The sequence below is a fragment of the Bradyrhizobium sp. USDA 4503 genome, assembly GCF_054055815.1.
On record NZ_JBSRXS010000001.1, the window covers coordinates 1,213,911 to 1,230,713 of the forward strand.

22 protein-coding genes and 1 tRNA gene are annotated in these 16,803 nt (G+C 63.4%); 12 read left to right on the forward strand and 11 right to left on the reverse strand.

Annotated features, from left to right (window positions below):
• Window positions 1–20: 20 nt before the first annotated feature.
• Window positions 21–266 carry a hypothetical protein gene (locus ACVMIH_RS05790; RefSeq protein WP_225644401.1) on the forward strand — a complete coding sequence of 82 codons (246 nt, stop codon included), beginning with the start codon at window positions 21–23 and terminating at the stop codon, window positions 264–266.
• Window positions 267–332: 66 nt separating this feature from the next.
• On the opposite strand, the gene ACVMIH_RS05795 is transcribed toward ACVMIH_RS05790, so the two are convergent.
• From ACVMIH_RS05795 to ACVMIH_RS05810, 4 genes are all read right to left on the reverse strand, one after another.
• Window positions 333–1,418, reverse strand: a complete 1,086-nt coding sequence (locus tag ACVMIH_RS05795; protein ID WP_057018573.1) for a 3-deoxy-7-phosphoheptulonate synthase — start codon at window positions 1,416–1,418, stop codon at window positions 333–335.
• Between the two features lie 236 nt (window positions 1,419–1,654).
• Window positions 1,655–2,227 (reverse strand): HdeD family acid-resistance protein, encoded by a 573-nt coding sequence (locus tag ACVMIH_RS05800; RefSeq protein ID WP_092083436.1) that lies wholly within the window; start codon window positions 2,225–2,227, stop codon window positions 1,655–1,657.
• A gap of 88 nt (window positions 2,228–2,315) precedes the next feature.
• On the reverse strand, window positions 2,316–4,175 hold the full coding sequence (locus ACVMIH_RS05805) for an acyltransferase family protein (protein ID WP_456860970.1): 1,860 nt from the start codon (window positions 4,173–4,175) through the stop codon (window positions 2,316–2,318).
• A gap of 79 nt (window positions 4,176–4,254) precedes the next feature.
• Window positions 4,255–5,292, reverse strand: coding sequence for a PrsW family glutamic-type intramembrane protease (locus tag ACVMIH_RS05810; RefSeq protein WP_028342108.1), 1,038 nt, complete (start codon window positions 5,290–5,292; stop codon window positions 4,255–4,257).
• Window positions 5,293–5,634: 342 nt separating this feature from the next.
• On the opposite strand from ACVMIH_RS05810, the gene ACVMIH_RS05815 reads away from it, so the two are divergent.
• Entirely contained in the window at window positions 5,635–6,540 is a 906-nt protein-coding gene (locus tag ACVMIH_RS05815; RefSeq protein WP_057018569.1) for a sulfite exporter TauE/SafE family protein, read from the forward strand.
• Window positions 6,541–6,547: 7 nt separating this feature from the next.
• Here the strand turns inward: ACVMIH_RS05815 and ACVMIH_RS05820 are convergent, their stop codons facing one another.
• Window positions 6,548–7,780 carry a hydantoinase/carbamoylase family amidase gene (locus ACVMIH_RS05820; protein WP_456856182.1) on the reverse strand — a complete coding sequence of 411 codons (1,233 nt, stop codon included), beginning with the start codon at window positions 7,778–7,780 and terminating at the stop codon, window positions 6,548–6,550.
• Window positions 7,781–7,946: 166 nt separating this feature from the next.
• On the opposite strand from ACVMIH_RS05820, the gene ACVMIH_RS05825 reads away from it, so the two are divergent.
• From ACVMIH_RS05825 to ACVMIH_RS05845, 5 genes are all read left to right on the forward strand, one after another.
• Window positions 7,947–8,291, forward strand: coding sequence for a hypothetical protein (locus tag ACVMIH_RS05825; protein ID WP_456856181.1), 345 nt, complete (start codon window positions 7,947–7,949; stop codon window positions 8,289–8,291).
• 84 nt (window positions 8,292–8,375) lie between these two features.
• Complete coding sequence (locus ACVMIH_RS05830) at window positions 8,376–8,525, forward strand: hypothetical protein (protein WP_438071396.1); 150 nt, start codon at window positions 8,376–8,378, stop codon at window positions 8,523–8,525.
• A gap of 154 nt (window positions 8,526–8,679) precedes the next feature.
• Window positions 8,680–8,754: transfer RNA gene (locus ACVMIH_RS05835), tRNA-Glu, on the forward strand.
• Between the two features lie 170 nt (window positions 8,755–8,924).
• Window positions 8,925–9,182: a PilZ domain-containing protein gene (locus ACVMIH_RS05840; RefSeq protein ID WP_018271493.1), complete on the forward strand. Its 258-nt coding sequence runs from the start codon at window positions 8,925–8,927 to the stop codon at window positions 9,180–9,182.
• 130 nt (window positions 9,183–9,312) lie between these two features.
• On the forward strand, window positions 9,313–9,561 hold the full coding sequence (locus ACVMIH_RS05845) for a hypothetical protein (protein WP_456856179.1): 249 nt from the start codon (window positions 9,313–9,315) through the stop codon (window positions 9,559–9,561).
• An 18-nt stretch (window positions 9,562–9,579) separates the two neighbouring features.
• Here ACVMIH_RS05845 and ACVMIH_RS05850 read toward each other — a convergent pair whose 3' ends face one another.
• The 5 genes from ACVMIH_RS05850 to ACVMIH_RS05870 all read right to left on the reverse strand — a co-directional run bounded on the left by ACVMIH_RS05850 (window position 9,580) and on the right by ACVMIH_RS05870 (window position 12,724).
• Window positions 9,580–10,221 carry a glutathione S-transferase family protein gene (locus tag ACVMIH_RS05850; protein WP_168858948.1) on the reverse strand — a complete coding sequence of 214 codons (642 nt, stop codon included), beginning with the start codon at window positions 10,219–10,221 and terminating at the stop codon, window positions 9,580–9,582.
• Window positions 10,222–10,567: 346 nt separating this feature from the next.
• The gene (locus tag ACVMIH_RS05855) at window positions 10,568–11,020 is read right to left on the reverse strand and encodes a VOC family protein (protein ID WP_016844600.1); all 453 of its coding nucleotides are present in this window, start codon (window positions 11,018–11,020) and stop codon (window positions 10,568–10,570) included.
• A gap of 814 nt (window positions 11,021–11,834) precedes the next feature.
• Entirely contained in the window at window positions 11,835–12,041 is a 207-nt protein-coding gene (locus tag ACVMIH_RS05860) for a hypothetical protein (RefSeq protein ID WP_456784893.1), read from the reverse strand.
• Window positions 12,042–12,254: 213 nt separating this feature from the next.
• Window positions 12,255–12,482, reverse strand: a complete 228-nt coding sequence (locus tag ACVMIH_RS05865) for a hypothetical protein (protein WP_076828658.1) — start codon at window positions 12,480–12,482, stop codon at window positions 12,255–12,257.
• Window positions 12,483–12,550: 68 nt separating this feature from the next.
• Complete coding sequence (locus ACVMIH_RS05870; protein ID WP_018271496.1) at window positions 12,551–12,724, reverse strand: hypothetical protein; 174 nt, start codon at window positions 12,722–12,724, stop codon at window positions 12,551–12,553.
• Between the two features lie 75 nt (window positions 12,725–12,799).
• Here ACVMIH_RS05870 and ACVMIH_RS05875 point away from each other — a divergent pair, with 75 nt between their 5' ends.
• Entirely contained in the window at window positions 12,800–13,243 is a 444-nt protein-coding gene (locus ACVMIH_RS05875; protein ID WP_229189475.1) for a GrlR family regulatory protein, read from the forward strand.
• A gap of 256 nt (window positions 13,244–13,499) precedes the next feature.
• The gene (locus ACVMIH_RS05880; RefSeq protein ID WP_057018561.1) at window positions 13,500–13,685 is read left to right on the forward strand and encodes a hypothetical protein; all 186 of its coding nucleotides are present in this window, start codon (window positions 13,500–13,502) and stop codon (window positions 13,683–13,685) included.
• Window positions 13,686–14,119: 434 nt separating this feature from the next.
• Here ACVMIH_RS05880 and ACVMIH_RS05885 read toward each other — a convergent pair whose 3' ends face one another.
• Complete coding sequence (locus tag ACVMIH_RS05885) at window positions 14,120–14,281, reverse strand: hypothetical protein (protein ID WP_162832435.1); 162 nt, start codon at window positions 14,279–14,281, stop codon at window positions 14,120–14,122.
• 252 nt (window positions 14,282–14,533) lie between these two features.
• Here ACVMIH_RS05885 and ACVMIH_RS05890 point away from each other — a divergent pair, with 252 nt between their 5' ends.
• The 3 genes from ACVMIH_RS05890 (at window position 14,534) to ACVMIH_RS05900 (ending at window position 16,769) form a co-directional block, all read left to right on the forward strand.
• Window positions 14,534–15,295, forward strand: a complete 762-nt coding sequence (locus ACVMIH_RS05890) for an SIR2 family NAD-dependent protein deacylase (RefSeq protein WP_057018560.1) — start codon at window positions 14,534–14,536, stop codon at window positions 15,293–15,295.
• 209 nt (window positions 15,296–15,504) lie between these two features.
• Window positions 15,505–16,167 (forward strand): cold-shock protein, encoded by a 663-nt coding sequence (locus ACVMIH_RS05895; protein WP_057018559.1) that lies wholly within the window; start codon window positions 15,505–15,507, stop codon window positions 16,165–16,167.
• Between the two features lie 122 nt (window positions 16,168–16,289).
• Entirely contained in the window at window positions 16,290–16,769 is a 480-nt protein-coding gene (locus ACVMIH_RS05900; protein WP_057018558.1) for a DUF192 domain-containing protein, read from the forward strand.
• Window positions 16,770–16,803 lie beyond the last annotated feature (34 nt).

A 16,803-nucleotide genomic window follows, 5' to 3' on the forward strand; every position in this document is an offset into this window, starting at 1 on the left:
TGCGGAAGACAGTTTTGTTGATGGCTCTGATGATGGTTGCGGCCGGAGCGCCCCAGCTTGGCATCTCCCAAGCCTGGGCGCAGCAACAGGGCGGATCGTCCTCCATGCAGAAGGGCGGGACGGTCCCGGAGGCGCCGATCGGACATCGTCAGCCGCGCCGCGGCGACGTTGGCAGCGAGAAGAATATCAGCGATCCGAACAGTCAGGCCAACAAGGAAGACGCGGCGCTCGACAGGAAGATCAAGAGCATCTGCCGCGGTTGCTAACCCACGCAGCTGACCGGCGAGGCGCGATATTCGCCCCGCCGGCAACGCTCAATCCGTTCGGCCGCGTCAGGCCGAACGCTCCTGCAGGCCGTCACGCCGCACGCTGCGCCTTGCGTCGACGGCATCGGCCAGCTGCTTCAACACGTCAGCCGTCGTCCCGAGGTCTATGCAGCCATCCGTGATGCTCTGGCCGTAGGTCAGCGCCTTGCCTGGCACGACGTCCTGGCGTCCCGCGACAAGATTGCTCTCGATCATCACGCCGATGATGCGCTGTTCGCCGCCTGCGACCTGGCGCGCGATGTCGGAGGCAACCGCTGGCTGGTTCTCCGGCTTCTTGCTGCTGTTGGCGTGGCTGGTGTCGATCATCAGCCGCGCCGCGACACCGGCGCGGCCGAGCTCGGCGGCGGCAGCATCGACGCTCGCGGCATCATAGTTCGGCGCCCGGCCGCCACGCAGGATGACGTGGCAGTCTTCGTTGCCGCTGGTCGCGGCGATCGCTGAACGGCCGCCCTTGGTGACCGCCATGAAGTGATGCGGGTGCGAGGCCGACTTCACCGCGTCCGCCGCGATCCGCACGCCGCCGTCGGTGCTGTTCTTGAAGCCGACGGGGCAGGACAGGCCGGAAGCCAGCTCGCGATGGATCTGGCTCTCGGTGGTGCGCGCGCCGATCGCGGCCCAGGAAACCAGATCGGCGATGTATTGCGGCGTCGTCATGTCGAGGAATTCGGTGCCGGCCGGCAGGCCGAGATTGTTCACCGCCGACAGCACGTTGCGGGCGAGCCGCAGGCCCTTGTTGATGTCGAAGCTGCCGTCGAGATCGGGATCGTTGATCAGCCCCTTCCAGCCGACGGTGGTGCGCGGCTTCTCGAAATAGACCCGCATCACGATCTCGAGGCGGTCGGCGAGCTGTTCGCGCAGGCTGGCGAGGCGCTCGGCGTAATCGACGGCCGCCGCGGGATCGTGGATGGAGCAGGGGCCGACGACGACCAGCAGGCGGTCATCGGTGCCGTTCAGGATCGCGTGGACGGCGTTGCGGGCGCCCATCACCACCCGGGTCGCCGTCAGGGTGCGCGGGACCTCCCGCATCACCTCCTCGGGCGTACTGAGCTCTTTCAATTCCTTGATGCGAAGATCGTCTGTCGTACTCAACACGGCTGGCTCCTTTGGATTTCGGGACCTGCCGGCACACAAAAAAGCCGCCAGGTCTGGCGGCTTGTTTTGGACGTTTGCTGCAATTCTTCAGATTGAGCGCGATCCTCCTGCCGCCAGCGAGCTGTCGTAGCTAAAGTACCAAAAATAGCTGGTGGCGACGGTGATCATTGGGCGGCTCTATAGCGCAGGGATTTGGGGCTGTCACCCCCCAAATGCAAGCCCCCCGCGGTTCGGCGTCAGGTGTTGCGCGCCGCCAACGCCATGCCGATCAGGGTCGCCCCGCCGAACATCAGATTGAGGCCGACGAGGAGGCCGATCGCCCATCCCGCGGATTCCGGCAAGCCCGCGATGATGAAGAAGGCGATCACGATGTCCATCAGGCCGGCGATCAGCAGCCAGGACCAGCGTCCCGACAATTCGCGGCGGTGCTCCAGCGCGTACATGACGGTGGCGACGCCCTCGGCGACGAAATAGGCGCCGACCACGATGGTCAGCGTCAGCACACCCTGCATCGGACGGGCGAGCAGCACCATGCCGGCCAGCACGGCGAGCGCGGCCGAAATCAGCGACCACCAGAAGCCCGGCATGTTGCGCGCCCAGAACGTCACGATCAGCCCGCCGATCCCTGAGATCAGGAACATCCAGCCGAGGAAGATGGTGACGGCGAGGCTTGCGAAGGTCGGCACGATCATCGCGGCGATGCCGAGGATCACCAGCAGGATGCCTTCGAACAGGAACGCCTTCCAGTGCGCCTTCACCGCGGCCTGCATTTCCGATCGCAGCTTGTCGAGGTCGTTGGACAGGGTCATCGCGGCTCTCCGGATCTGCGCGTGTGCAGTCTATCCTAACCGGTTATAAATGGTCAGCCCGTCAGTTGCGGCGGCAATAGCTGTGCGCTCATCTTTCTGCATGGCGGTTTTCGACAGCCAGAATCCTTGGCACAAGCCTGGCCGCCAGATATCGCGAGGCGCGCGGCGACAGATGCAGGAAGTCGGCCGATACCAGGTCGTTTGCGCTGGTCCCGACCCTCGTCAGACATCCGTCCGCGTTGCAGAGCTCGTCATAGGGCGACAGATATTCGATCCCGAGATCGGCGGCGATCTGCCCAATCCTGTCGTCGGTCTGCTTGGTCGATCGCACATCGTGGCTGCGTTCCGGGATCAATGTATGATGGCGCAGGAAATATTGCACCGTCAGATGGGGCACCGTGTCGGTCCAGACGGGGACAGGGCCGACCAGGATGACACGGGCGGCGCCGGCCTGTCTGAGGGCGACAATCGTCGGGCGGAGATCGTCGGCGGTGGGTTCTTTGCTCCACGCCAGGTGCAGAAGCACGACATCGGGGTGCGAGCGGGCAACCGCAGCAACGATGTGGCGATTGGTTTGAACACAAAACGGAATGGTCTCGGCCTGCGCGGTGAAGAGTGGCGGGCAGGAATTGACGGTGAACTGGGCTAACCCGAATTGATCGCCCTGGACTTGCCGCAGCCCGGCGGCAAGCATGCCGGCGGTCGAATCGCCCCATACGAAAACAAGCGGGCGCTTGCTGGCGTCAACGCAACTCGGATCAAACGCGGGATCGGCGGAAGCGGAGATATGACATTCGCCGTATCTCAGGAAGTCCCTGGATACGGTCATGGCGCCGGCTTCGCGAACGATCGCCGGAAGCCGAAAGGCAAAGCCGTCGACGATCGCCAATGCTCCCCCCGATGCAACGGCCACCATCGATGCCGCAAGGACCGGCGCCACCCGCCACTGCCCGAACCTGATTGGGCGCTCGACGTAGCGATAGGTTGCCCAGGCCAGAATGAAGCTGGCCCCAACGGCCAGCCCGTTCTCGGCCAAAGTCAGGGGACGACCTTTGAAGCTCGCCGCAAAAACCAGGATCGGCCAATGCCAGAGGTAGAGCGGATAGCTGATCAGCCCGATCGCGACCGCGGTACGGGTCGAGAGAAATCGATTGCGACCTGACATGATGAGGGCGGCGGCAGCGGCGACCGGCGCCACCGCTGCGATCCCGGGGTAGGTCATGGAGGGCGAATAGAACGCGGTTACCGAGGCGATCACCGCGAGCGCGAACCATCCGAGAAGGTCGCGCGCCGCGGAGAATCCGTTGGGCAGGCAGACGGCCACCAATGCTCCGGCCGCGAGCTCCCACGCCCGCGTGAACGGCTGGTAGAATGCGGCTTCAGGGTTGGTTCGAACGACCAGGATATTTGCGACAAGGGATGCGATGAAGATCAGGGCAAGGGGAGCGGCGGCGGCGATCCGCCATCGCATCAGCGCCCACAGCAGCAAAGGCCAGACAAGATAGAACTGTTCCTCGATGCCGAGCGACCAGAGATGGAGCAGCGGCTTCGTTTGCGCGGCCGCATCGAAATAGCCACCCTCCGAATAGAACAGCAGGTTTGCCGAGAAACCCGCGCCTGCCGCAATCTCCTTTCCAAGGGCCACCAACTCGCTCGGCATCAGAAGTTGCCATCCGGCGATGAAGGCGGCGATCAAGACGACGATCAGGGCAGGAAAAATCCTGCGAATGCGACGCGCATAGAACGTCGCAAGGCTGAAGCTCCCGTTCTGAATGTCGCCATAGATGATCCCGGTGATCAGGTAGCCGGAAATGACGAAGAAGATGTCGACCCCGACGAAACCCCCGGGAACATATTGCGGAAACGCGTGGCCGAGCACGACCAACGAGACGGCAACGGCCCGCAGGCCGTCGATATCCGGCCGATAATTCTTGTAGTTGTGCCCCATCGTCCTCTCGCGCCTGGTCTGTGCCTCTCCCTGAACCCGCCGAGGTTGTTTTGCAAGGGGAGCGGTGCCGGCCGGGGCGCTAGCTTTGACCGGGAGCGGACGGAAAGCCCTCCGAGGCGGTCCGCATCCGGTTGCGGCCGAGGAAGTAGACGGCGGTGGTCGCGATGAGCAGCGCCAGTCCGATCAGGATCGAGGTGAAGCCGATCGGGACCAGGATGAACGACGCATTGCGCTCAGGATTGACGTACCAATGATGCAGCGAGGTGAGCAGGAAGGAGACGCCGGCAAAGCCGGCGCCGCCACCGATCAGCAGCAGCGCCCACATCCGCCGCAGCTGGCTGAGCCGCTCGCGCGCAACGTCGGTGCGCGGCGCATGATGCTTGCCGAGGCGTCGCACCAGGCGGATTGCAAAGCCGATCGAGGAGAAGCCGATCAGCACGCTGGCCGAGCCGAGCAGCAGCCGCGTGGTCGAGCCGAGATCGGGGATGCGCTGGAGCGCGAGCAGCGGAAAATCGAACGCCGCGTGCAGCGCGACCGGCGCGACCAGCACCAGCGCCCAATTCGTCATGCGCGCCCAGTCGCGGTGACCCCGGTAAGCGCCGAGCGCGCCACCGGAGCGCGCGATCGCAAGATAGGCGCCGGCGATGATGCCGAGCGCGCCGTGGAACGGCACCGTGAGCACGCTGCGCAATGCCGCGAGCGCGCGCCACATGTCCTTGTGCTGGACCAGATAGGCGAGGTTCTCATAGGCGGCAAATCCAAGTCCGGCGGCCGCGCCATAGACCACCGTATCCATCGGATCGGCGAAGGCGCGGCGCCGCGTCGAGATGACGACGATGACGAGCACCTTGACGATCTCCTCCGGTGCCGCGACTCCGAAAGCTGCACGCACCGCCTGCGTCGCCCAGGGATTGTCGGGAATGGCAAGCAGCGCATTGAACGGAATTCGCGCCAAGCCGAGCAGGGAGATGCTGGCCGCGCCGAGCACGAAGGCGAGCCACACCTGAACCGGCGGTCCGGGGCGCTCGTCAGCGGCGATGACCAGCCACAACACCAGCAATGCGGGGGCAATGGCGGCGGCGCCGATGACGGTTGGAAGCGACTCAAGCAACAACATGAGCCGGACGGGCCCCTTTAATGGCACCAAAGCGATGCGTGCCGAAGAAATGGCAGCAAGTTCAGCGGATTGCAAATCGGTCTGATGCCGTTCTCGTGACCAATATGCCACGGTGCCTTACGAAAGCGGGTTGGAAAGTGCCGTTGCGGACCTTGATCAGCTAAGGGCCGAGGGCGGCTCCCGGACAGGTTCCTGCCAAGCGCCAGGTCCATGGCGTTCCAGGCGCAGGAGCACCGACGATTCCGGGATCGCGGCCTGTGGGTCCGATCAGCTTCGGCACCGCGTCCCCGTCGTTGGGCTATAATGCCGTGGGCAAGGCGACTGATCCGGTAAAAGCCAGAGATGCTTTCGATTGATTTTGCTGTGATCGTTCTTGCCGTGATTGCGCTGTTTGCGGCGTTTGTAAATGGCGCGCTTGGTTACGGGTTTTCCTCGCTCACGGTGCCAGTCGCACTCGTCTTCTACACCAACCGCGTCCTCAATCCCGCGGTGGTCATCGTCGAAGTCTTCGTCAATCTGTATGTCCTGTGCATCAATCTGAGCGGCGTTCCGGCCGTGTGGCGGCGCGTGCTGCCTATTCTCATCGGCATGCTGCCCGGCATCGCGGTCGGAGCCTTTGCGCTGACGTCGCTTCAGCCCGGCTGGACCAAGTTCGCCACCTACTCGATCATTCTGCCGCTCATTCTGCTGCAGGCGGCCGGTTGGCGGAGGCCGATCCAGTCGAAATGGCTGGTCGGTTTGCCTTTCGGAACGATGCTCGGGATCTTGTACTCGGTCACGACCATTTCGGGCCCGCCGCTGGCGATCCTCTTCAACAATCAGGGCCTCGTCAAAGATGAGTTTCGGGCCGGTCTCGCACTGGTTCGGGTGACGGAGTCCAGCCTGACTGCAATCGCGTATTACAAGCTCGGTCTGTTCATCGACGAGAGCCGGAGCATCCTGTTTGTGCTCGTTCCCTGCGTTGTCCTCGGCATACCGCTCGGTGCCTGGCTGATCCGGCGGCTGGACGCCGAGACGTTTCGCCGGATCTGCATGAGCTTTGATGCGTGGGTCGTGGGATTCGGCCTGTCGCGCGTATTGATCGAAGTGAAGCTGATGGAAAGCCCGTGGGCCTACAGCGTCATGGCCGGCACGATCCTGATCGACATCTGCTTGCTGTACGTTTTCTTCACCGCGAGGAGAAGCACCGTGCAGGACTCGCACGCGTTGGCTTCGCTGAAGTCGGGCAACCGGGGCGGTCCGACCTGAAGGCGATCTAACCTGCGAGCAGGCGCCGGCAGGTTTCGACAAAGACCTCGGCACCCGTGACGATATCGGCGTCGTCGGTGTTCTCGCTCCAGTGATGGCTGATGCCGCCGATCGACGGCACGAACAGCATCGCCGCCGGCATGATGGTGGCGAGGACCTGGGCGTCATGGCCGGCGCCGCTCGGCATGCGGATCGATTTGCCGCCGGCGCAGGCTGCGCTCGCGGCTTCGATCGCATCCTGGAATGCAGGCGTCATCATCGCGGGCACCCCGGTGCGGATGCGCTCAACCGTCACACCGCAACGGCCCTGAGCGGTGGCCTCGGCCGCCAGGCGATGCAGCTGTTGTTCGAGGCGGCCGATCACTTCGGGATTGTCGTCGCGAATCTGGAATAGCATCTCGGCGCCGCCTGGAATGATGCTCGGTGCGCCTGGGTCCAGCGTGATGCGGCCGGTCGTCCACACCGTGCGCGGTCCCGACAGGGCAGGGAAGCTGTCGTCGATCGCGACGCAGAACCGCGCCAGCCCGAGGCCGGCGTCCTTGCGCACCGCCATCCGCGTGGTGCCGGCGTGGTTCTGCTCGCCGGTGAACGTGATGCGGTACTGCCAGATGCCGACGATCGAGGTGACGACGCCGATCTTGAGTCCGCTACTCTCCAGCGTGTCGCCTTGCTCGATATGCGCTTCGAGATAGCCGATATGGCGGCCGGCCTCGGCATTAAGGCGCGGGCGGCCGGCGAAGCCTGCGTCGCGCAATGCATCGCGCATGGTGCGATCGCTGGAGCGGTCGCGGGCTGCGTCGATGTCGGCTTCGGTCACCGCGCTGACAAACGACCGGCTGCCGAGGAAACTGCCGAAATGTCCTTCCTCGTCGCACCACGCGGCGACCTCGACCGCGCCGTTCGCGTCCGGGTCGGTATTGATGACGCGCGCCGCCTCGAGCGCGTAGATCACGCCGAGCGGCCCATCGAGCCAGCCCGCATGGTTCTGGCTCTCCAGGTGCGAGCCGGCGAGCAGTTTTGGCCCCGCCTTCGCGCTGGAGCCGAGCACATTGCCGATGCCGTCGATCGTTGCGGTGAGATTGGCGTCCGGCAAACGCGTCGCGAGCCAGTCGAGCGAGCGCAGATGCGGTTCCGAGAATGTCGGCTTGTGCACGCCGGTCTTGTAGGCGCCGATCGCGCGCAGCGCGTTGAGATCGGCGAGCACGCGCTTGCCGTCGAAGCGACCGTTGATGCCTGGCATGATTGGACTCCGGATTGCCGTCTTGATTTTACGTCTTGATGTGCGCCTTGGCGCCTCAATCCCGTCTTGATGCCGACGCGGTTGGATGCGACGGAACAATCAGGGCAAACGATTTCTTAGCGGTTCTGCTCTTAGGTCGCAGTACGAATAGCGTGAGAGTGTGATCATGTCTGCATTCCGGAACTGGGCTCGCAAGGCCGCTGTGCTGTTTCTTCCGATCGCTGTCGGCGCCTGCACGCAGGTCTCGCAGCAATACAGCATGACCACGCCCCCGCCGGGGACAGGTCCGCTGGCCTGGGACGGTGCCGGACAGGACCCCAATCTTCCGCAGCCGCGGCGTCATGCGCGGAATGCGTCGCCCGCGGTGGCGGAGACATCGCCTGCGCAACTGTCGGAAGCGGATGCCGACGACCGGCTGGCGCGCAAGCTCGTGATCTGCAGCACCTGCATCAAGCGGACGCCTGTGGCGGCGCAGCCGAATAATCGTCAGGACGTCGCCAGCAATCACTAGCGGCTGGCGCTGAGCGCTGTTGCCGGGCATCGAGCCGGCTCGCAGGCCTTAGTTAGGCCACGATATCGGTCGATGCGCAGGCCCATGTCGATCCGAAGAGTCATTGTTCCCGTCGTCGTCGTCGCGCTTGCCGCCGCAATCCTGATTCACGTCGGGGGCTCGCGGGCGCATGCGCATGTGCCGACGCATTGCGGCTTCTGGACCTCGATCGAGGCCGGATTGTCCTGCAGGTGATGTCCTTCCGGTGATCCCAGCGGCAACCCGGGAAAAGCGTTCTGAACGCTTGCCCGCCCGGCCAATCGCCACTATACGTTCGCCCGTCGCGGCTTGAGGGCTGTGGCCGGTCCGGCGCATCTCACGTCTAACGTATTGATTTGCCGGGAGTTTTGCTCCCTTCGTCTATCGGTTAGGACGCCACCCTTTCACGGTGGAGAGAGCGGTTCGATTCCGCTAGGGAGCGCCATTACTGCCAGACTGGAAATCCAGCCAACTCAACGCATTGTGCTCGGACGGACGCTCTCGCCGCGCCGTCTCGGCCGTTGTGCACGGGTCGGCGGATCGCTGCAATCCGCAGCTGTTTCGCAACCCTTTGGTAAGTTAGCGGCGATACGGCTTGGCCCCGGGAATGATGTGATGGCTCCAGGGACCAGGAAGCGCGAAACGCGCAAATCGCTGCGGCAATCCGGCTGGATCACGCTCGACGGCGGATTCGCCGCGCGGCCCTGCGTGGTCGAGGACATGTCCTCGTCGGGCGCCAAGATCACGGTCCAGGATAACAACACGCTGCCGGCAAAGCTGCGGCTGGCGTTCTCGCGCGACGCCCGCACCGGGCGCGCCTGCGAAGTGGTGTGGCGCGAAGGCAGGACGTTCGGCGTCAAGTTCGTGCGGTAGAGCATGATCCGGAAAAGTGGATCCGGTTTTCCGAACAGATCATGCTCAAGAAAAGAGCTAGCTCATGCTGCGACCCTTCCTGATCGCACCATGAGCTAGCCTCGTCCGGCGGCGTGGGATAAAAGGCCGGATGCGCAAGATCTGCATTGCCATCATCGCCGTCCTGCTTCCCGCCGCCGCGTTCGCCCAGCAGGGCGACCGCCGCAATTTCCAGACGCCCGCTGACGCCGGCAAAACCTTGCCGTCGAAATCCGCGACGCGGAGTAATCCATGCGCATCGTACGGACCCGGCTTCGTCAAGGTGGAAGGCTCCGACACCTGCGTGAAGCTCGGTGGTGCCGTCAGCGTCGGTGGCGGGATGTCCAGCGGCGGGCGTTGAGCGGCTTGCCGCCCGCGCTCACGACATCGGCGGCGCGATGAAGCGCACGAAGGCCGGCCGCCCCGCGATCTCACCGAACCAGCGTTCGAGATGGGGCAGCTTCGGCTTGGTGACGCCCTCGACGCCGAGCCAGCGCCGCGCAAAGGCGCCGAGCGCGATGTCGGCGATCGTGAACTGATCGCCCTCGATGAAGCGGCGCCTTGCAAGCTGCGCCTCGACGACGCGCCACACCACGCCCTCGGCATCGGCGTCCTTCTGGATCTGGACCATATCGCGCTTCTCCGGCGGCGTGCGCACCAGCCCCCAGAACACCGGCCGGTCGACCGGCTGCAGCGTCGACAGCGTCCAGTCGAGCCAGCGGTCGACGGCGGCGCGCGCCTTCGGCGCTTGCGGATAGAGCGGCGCGCCATGACCATAGGCCATGCAGAGATAGCGCATCACCGAATTGGATTCCCACAGCACATAGTCGCCGTCGACCAGCGTCGGGACGCGGCCATTCGGATTCATCGCGAGATAGTCGGGCTGATCGTTCTTGCCGAACTGCATGCCGGCATCGATGCGCTGATAGGGGAGGTCGAGCTCGGCGAGACACCAGAGCACCTTCTGCACGTTGACCGAGTTGGCCCGACCCCAGATCGTCAGTTGCGGCTTACTGTCCATTACGCGTTTCTTCCCGCTGTTGTGCTTTGCGCGCGTTCATAGCTGAAGCGTCGGGGAAAAGCGCGGGGTGAATTGTACCGAGAGCAAAAAAAGGCTCCGCCGCATAGCGGCAGAGCCTTGTTGATAGCGATGCATCAAGACGCCGTCAGTGACCGAACAACAACCACAACACGATGATCACCGGGATCGGCACACCCAACAGCCAAAGCAAAATTCCTCTTCCCATCGTTGCCTCCTCGCATGCTTGTGAGGGAGCAACGTCAACGATCGTGTCGCGTTCCTCGCGATCGCTCGGCGCTTCAGCAAGGGCGAAACGCCGACAGGAACGTAGGTGCGGGCGCGGTGTTTACCAATGGCCGGTGTTCGGCATCGATGCCCACGGCTCGGCCGGGGCTTTCGGCTCGCCCTTTTGCAGGATCTCGATCGAGTGCAGGTCGGGCGAACGCACGAACGCCATGTTGCCGTCGCGCGGCGGACGATTGATGGTGACGCCCATCTTCATCAGCTTCTCGCAGGTCGCGTAGATGTCGTCGACCTCGTAGGCGAGATGGCCGAAATGGCGGTCCTCGCCATACTTCTCCTCATCCCAATTGTAGGTCAGCTCGACCAGCGGGGCGCCGCGGGTCTGCGGCAGGGACTTGAGCAGATGGAGGTCTTCCTCCGCACAGAGAAACACCAGCGTGAAGCGGCCCTTCTCATTGTCGATGCGGCGCACTTCCTTCAGCCCCAGCGCGTCCTGATAGAATTTCATCGCGACATCAAGATTGCGGACGCGCAGCATGGTGTGCAGATAGCGCATTTTCTTATCCTCCTGCAGATTCAGAGATTTTGTTTGGGCTCGGGCGAGACGGGGCAAGGAATAGCAGCAAAACGCGACGCGGGGCAGGGGTTAGCGCGAGTTTTGCCGATCGCATTTCGCCTTTGCATGCTCACGCCTTCGCGAGCGTTGGCTCCGGTTGCGCCGCGCGATCACGCGGCCGGATATGGACGGGACGTGCCGCGACACGCTTGCGCAGCAGCGGATGCAAGAAAGCCCCGCCCAGCGAAATTTCTGGGACGGGGCTTGTGGTCGAGCCTTGGAGGCGCGGCCTCTATCGCACCGATTGCCGATCACGGCCAATCAAGGACGCGCGAGGTTGGACGGCCTCTAAAGCGCAAAACCCCGCGAGTGGGCTCGCGAGGTCTATGCCGACCGGCCTTGGGGAGATCGTGCCGGCAACCGGGCAGACAATGTCGCTGCGCGCGGAAGGTTCCTGGGTCCGGAAAATAGAAAGCCCCGCAGGCTGGATGCGGGGCTTTCCCAGCTGACGGACTGGGGATCTCTCAGGGCGTGAGCCGTCAACTGTTGGACACCAAACTTAAGGTTGAATTTGTAAAATGCAACAGCGCCGCGTAGACGGAGTATGTTCGTCCCACAGCGCTGCGCCGGATGCTGGGCCCTGAAATCCCCCAGCGCCCTTTATGTCTTCGCGGCGAGCGAAAGGTTCAAAGGAAAGACCCCGAGAGGGGAATTCGCGGGGCCTTCCAAAGCCGACAGGGCGTTGAGCTGTCGGCACCACGCGCGATGTGCATGTCGTTTCGGCCGGCTGGTTCCTCCAATTGGGTGACCGGCGTCAGGAACGTCCGGGTTTCCAATCGGGCTGCGGCTCGTATTCATCGACCCGCTCGACGCGATGTCCGGCAGGCAGGATCTGGCCACCCAGTTCGTCTGCGACCGGAACATCCTCGACAAGACCGTCGATCAGCGCCGCCTCCCAAACTTCCTTCTCCGTCGCGAACGATCTTCCGAGCTGAGTCTTGCCGCGGAACAGGGCGTACATGGGCGCCTCCACAAAACAAAACCCCGCCAGTTACCGAAGTAAGCTGACGGGGCTTGTTGAGCTGATATTTCCGGTGGATTTCTCCCTCGTTGTACCGCTCGCCAAAATAACGGCGGAACGAGAGACTCGTTCCTTCCTTTTTTTGATGGTCGCGTCTTTTTTTCAAGGTCGTTTTTTAAGGTCGCAGCTTCCCGGACGTTCCGTCGTGGGAACCTACTTTTTTGCGTCGTCCCTTTTTGCCGCGCCCTTTGCCGTGTTCTTCATCTCGGATTTGTTGGCCCGCTTCACATCCATCCCCGTGGTGTCCATCGCGCCGCTCTGAGTGGCTCCGTTGGTGTTTTCAGGCCGTTCCATGCCGCTCTGCGGCGCTGGACCAATATCCTGGGCAAAGGCCCCGCCGCATATCAGGGTGAAGACGGTGACCGCGATCAGCTTGCACATTGGTGCCTCCTGGCGTCACCAGGATGACCCGTGCGCAGTCGAGAGGTTCCTGTCGGCTACTGCCGCTCTCACACCTTGATGTCGAGGATGGTCTCGACCGCTTCACGGTCGGCCTGGTTCTTCGCGGCGAAGACATCCAGCACATCCTCATTGATGATGCGCGGCTGCTCCTTCGCCGTCTGGTCGACGACGAGCTGCACTCTGGCTTGCGTCACTTCGACAGGTACGGGGTATACGAGCATGGCTCTCTCCCTCCGGAGGATCGAACCTTGTCAGGGGTTTCTTAACGATTTGTAAGCGCCCGGGGAGCTGCCTTTTTGCGCCGATTCGGAGGGCCGGGCGGTATCGGCCTGCTCGCACGCCGGCCGGATTGGAGCCATACTGCGGGCCGCCAGGACCGGGCGGCGCGATCGATGAAGAACGGGCTCTATTCGATCCACATCCACATGACCGACGGCGTGAGGGGCCGCGACAGCGGCATCCTGATCCTGCGCGACGGTCTCTTGATCGGCGGCGGGCCATATTTCTGGTCAATCGGGGCCTATACGGCCGGCGAGGGCACCTGGAAGGGACATCTCAGCACCAACCAGCATTCGCCCTTCGCGGATCCGTTCACCCGTCCGCTGTTCGCCGGACAGGAAGTGACGAGCGGGTTCTCCGGCACATTCAGCGGCGACGAGGCTGAGGTGTTCGGAACCGTGCTGGTTGGAACCCGCAGCCTGGGTTTCCGGGCCACCCTGAAATGGCTCGCCAATGCCTGAATGCGCGCACGCGGCGTGAGGCTGTGGACGAGCGCGCAGCAAGATCCGTATTTCGTTGGATAATTGGACCCGCTGGCACTGTGAATTTGCTGCGGACAAGCAGGGGATATCGCTGTTAATCACCGCTGCGACGGCTGATCGGAACTTCCCGGACGAGGCACTATCCGGCCACCGCTAACCCTACCTGGTTAGGTTAAGAGCAGCATCGTGTTGTCTCCACCTGCGATTGCGATTGGGATGGCTGCGGGTGACAGCCATGATGCCATCGTTCCACAGTGCTGATCGACCGACCCACCGGCGCGTGATGGTGGTGGGGCTGCTGTTCTGCTCGGCTTTTGTCGTGATCAGCTTCTGGCTGCGGCCGCAGCCGGAGAGCGGCAAAGTGCTGGTGAAGTCGGACCGGCTGGTCCGGACCGCGGGAGAGGCCCGGAAGGCAAACTGAAGACGGCAAGCCGGGGGAGCGGCAAGCCGAGACGCGCCGCCGACGCTCAGTCGGGCAGCTTCCCATTCGGATGCTTGTGATACATCGCGATGCCGATGAAGCCGGCAAAGCCCATCACGTTAAGCAGCAGTTCCATCCATGCCGGCATTGATGCCAACCTCGTTCACCGCCAAGCTAATCTCTGAGGTTGTATTTTTGTTCCAGCGCTAACCGATGGTAGCTTTGCGCTATCGTATGGCTGGCGCGTTTTCGAGCGATCCGATCGGAACGGAAAACGCTCGAGGGAACCGGAATTGCGTTTGCGGCAACCATCGCACGGCGGCACTGGCAATAGCCATAAGCCCGGAGCACGCCGCTCGGGGCTTTCTCACTTGCGCCTCATGGCGCCCGGACCATGAACGCGGTCGCCTGGCAGGGCATCAAGCGGTCTTGCGTTAAGCGGTCTTGCGTTGAAATCCACTCCAGGCATTGCCGAGCGTGTTGTCGTAATATTCCTGGCGATCGCGCTCGAACTTCTGCTGCGTCGCCCTGAAGCTGGCAACGCGTGCGACGATCTCCTCGCGCTCGCGCGCGACGCGGTCTTCCTGATCGGTCATGCCCATCCTCCTGGCCGTGGTCCTGTCCCGGGCGCATTGGCGTCGGCGAATTGGGCGTCAATGCGGAGCAGCCAGTGCAGGAATGTGATGATGCTGAGGCGCTGGAAGAGCGACCAAGCGGAGGCGCCGACGCAGCTGATCGCAAGCCGATCGATCAAGACACGCCGCTCGCAGCCGATCGCTCGCGCAACGGTTGAGCTCGCAATCGGTCGGGCCGTGCTATAGTCGCTGCGGCCAACCGGATTGTTTTTAGTGATCGCAAAAGACTTGCGCAGCGGCGTCGAGCAGCTCGGCAACATGATTGCGGAGGCGTCGTCCATCGTGCCCTTCACCGGGGCGGGCATCTCCACCGAGTGCGGCATTCCCGATTTCCGCTCGCCCGGCGGGCTGTGGACCCGCAACCGACCGATTCCATTCGACGAGTTCGTCGCCAGCCAGGACGCGCGCGACGAGTCATGGCGGCGCCGCTTTGCGATGGAACAGACGTTTGCGGCGGCCAACCCCGGTCGTGGGCATCGCGCGCTTGCGTCGCTCTACCGGGCCGGCAAGGTTCCCGGCATCATCACGCAAAACATCGACAATCTGCATCAGGCGTCGGGCTTCAAGGCCGACGACGTGATCGAGCTGCACGGTAACACGACCTATGGCCGCTGCATCGGCTGCGGCAAGGACTACGAGCTGTCGTGGGTGAAGCAGCAGTTCGACAAGACGGGCAGCGCCCCCGACTGCGCGGACTGCGGCGATCCGGTGAAGACCGCGACGATCTCGTTCGGGCAATCGATGCCCGAGGATGCGATGCGCCGCGCGGCGGAACTCTCCCGGCACTGCGACCTGTTTCTGGCAATCGGATCATCGCTTGTGGTATGGCCTGCCGCGGGCTTTCCGATGATGGCGAAGGAGAGCGGTGCGCGGCTCGTGATCATCAACAACGAGCCGACCGATCAGGACGACATCGCCGATCTGGTGATCCGCCACGACATCGGCGACACGCTTGGTCCTTTCGTAGGCAATTGATGCCTGATTGATTCGCGGCTCTGCAAGTCTGTTCATAGTTCCCGCAAGAATCGTTTTTTAGCTATGCCCCGCAAGCGGGAGTGTTATCTTTTGGTTGAGAGATTCGCGCCGCGTCCAAATCAGTCCGAGTGAGTTGGTCATGGAGAGCAGCGTGTACAGGGTGCGCCGCAACGACGGCGATCTGCATTTGATGTGTGGGGTCCGGGGTCATGGGGTCGGACGGATTTGAGTCCAAGAAGCTCGGCGGACCGCCGATGGGCGGAGTTGGGCAAAGCAGGATTGGTCAAGGCGAGTATGGAAGCGCGCCACGCGATCCGGCGATGGATGCTTTCTCAGGCCTCGGCGACGCAGCGGCCAACCTCGTCGAAGTTTCCGGCGTCATCAAATGGTTCGACGCCTCGAAGGGATACGGCTTCATCGTCCCCGACAATGGCTGGCCCGACATCCTGCTGCACGTGACCGTGCTGCGGCGCGACGGTTATCAGACCGCCTATGAAGGCGCGCGGCTGGTCGTCGAATGCGTGCAGCGCGCGAAGGGCTACCAGGCTTTCCGCATCGTCTCGATGGACGAATCGACGGCAATCCATCCGGCGCAGATGCTGCCGCCGCGCACCCATGTCACGGTGACGGCAACAAGCGGGCTCGAGCGCGCGCAGGTCAAGTGGTTCAACCGGCTGCGCGGCTTCGGCTTCGTGACTTGCGGCGAGGGCACGCCCGACATCTTCGTGCATATGGAGACGCTGCGCCGCTTCGGCATGACCGAACTGCGCCCCGGCCAGTACGTGCTGGTGCGGTTTGGGCCCGGCTCCAAGGGCATGATGGCCGCCGAGATCCACCCGGAGACCGGTCCGTCGGCGCTGTCCTCGCACTGATCCGGGTCTGATCCTCCCTGACGGAAACGTGAGCCGCCGGCGAGCCGTCTCGGCTCTGGCATTTGCCGCAATCGTCGGGTTAGGGTCCGCCGGAAAATCTTCCCCGGTGTGAGTATTTGTCGATGAATTTCGTTCGCATTGTTGGACGCCATCGTTCGTGGCTGATGGCCTGCCTCGTGATCATGTTCGGTGCGTTGCTGGCTCCGGCCGCGCAGGCCGCCAGCGTCCAGCCGCTCGAGATCGTCACCAAATCGGGCGTGCACGTCTTCTCGGTCGAAATGGCAACCACAGAGCAGGAGAAGGAGACCGGCCTGATGTACCGGAAGGAGCTCGCGGACGGCAAAGGCATGCTGTTCGACTTCTCGCCGGAGCAGGAAGTGTCGATGTGGATGAAGAACACCTACATCTCGCTCGACATGATCTTCATCCGCGCCGACGGGCGCATCCTGCGGATCGCGGAAAACACCGAGCCGCTCTCGACCCGGATCATTCCGTCGCGCGGGCTCGCCAAGGGCGTGCTCGAGGTGATTGCCGGGACCGCGCAGAAATACGGCATTCAGCCCGGCGACCGGGTTGCCCATCCGCTGTTCGGCGGCCGTTAGCATCCGGTTTTGACGCGATTTCCGGCGGAAACCG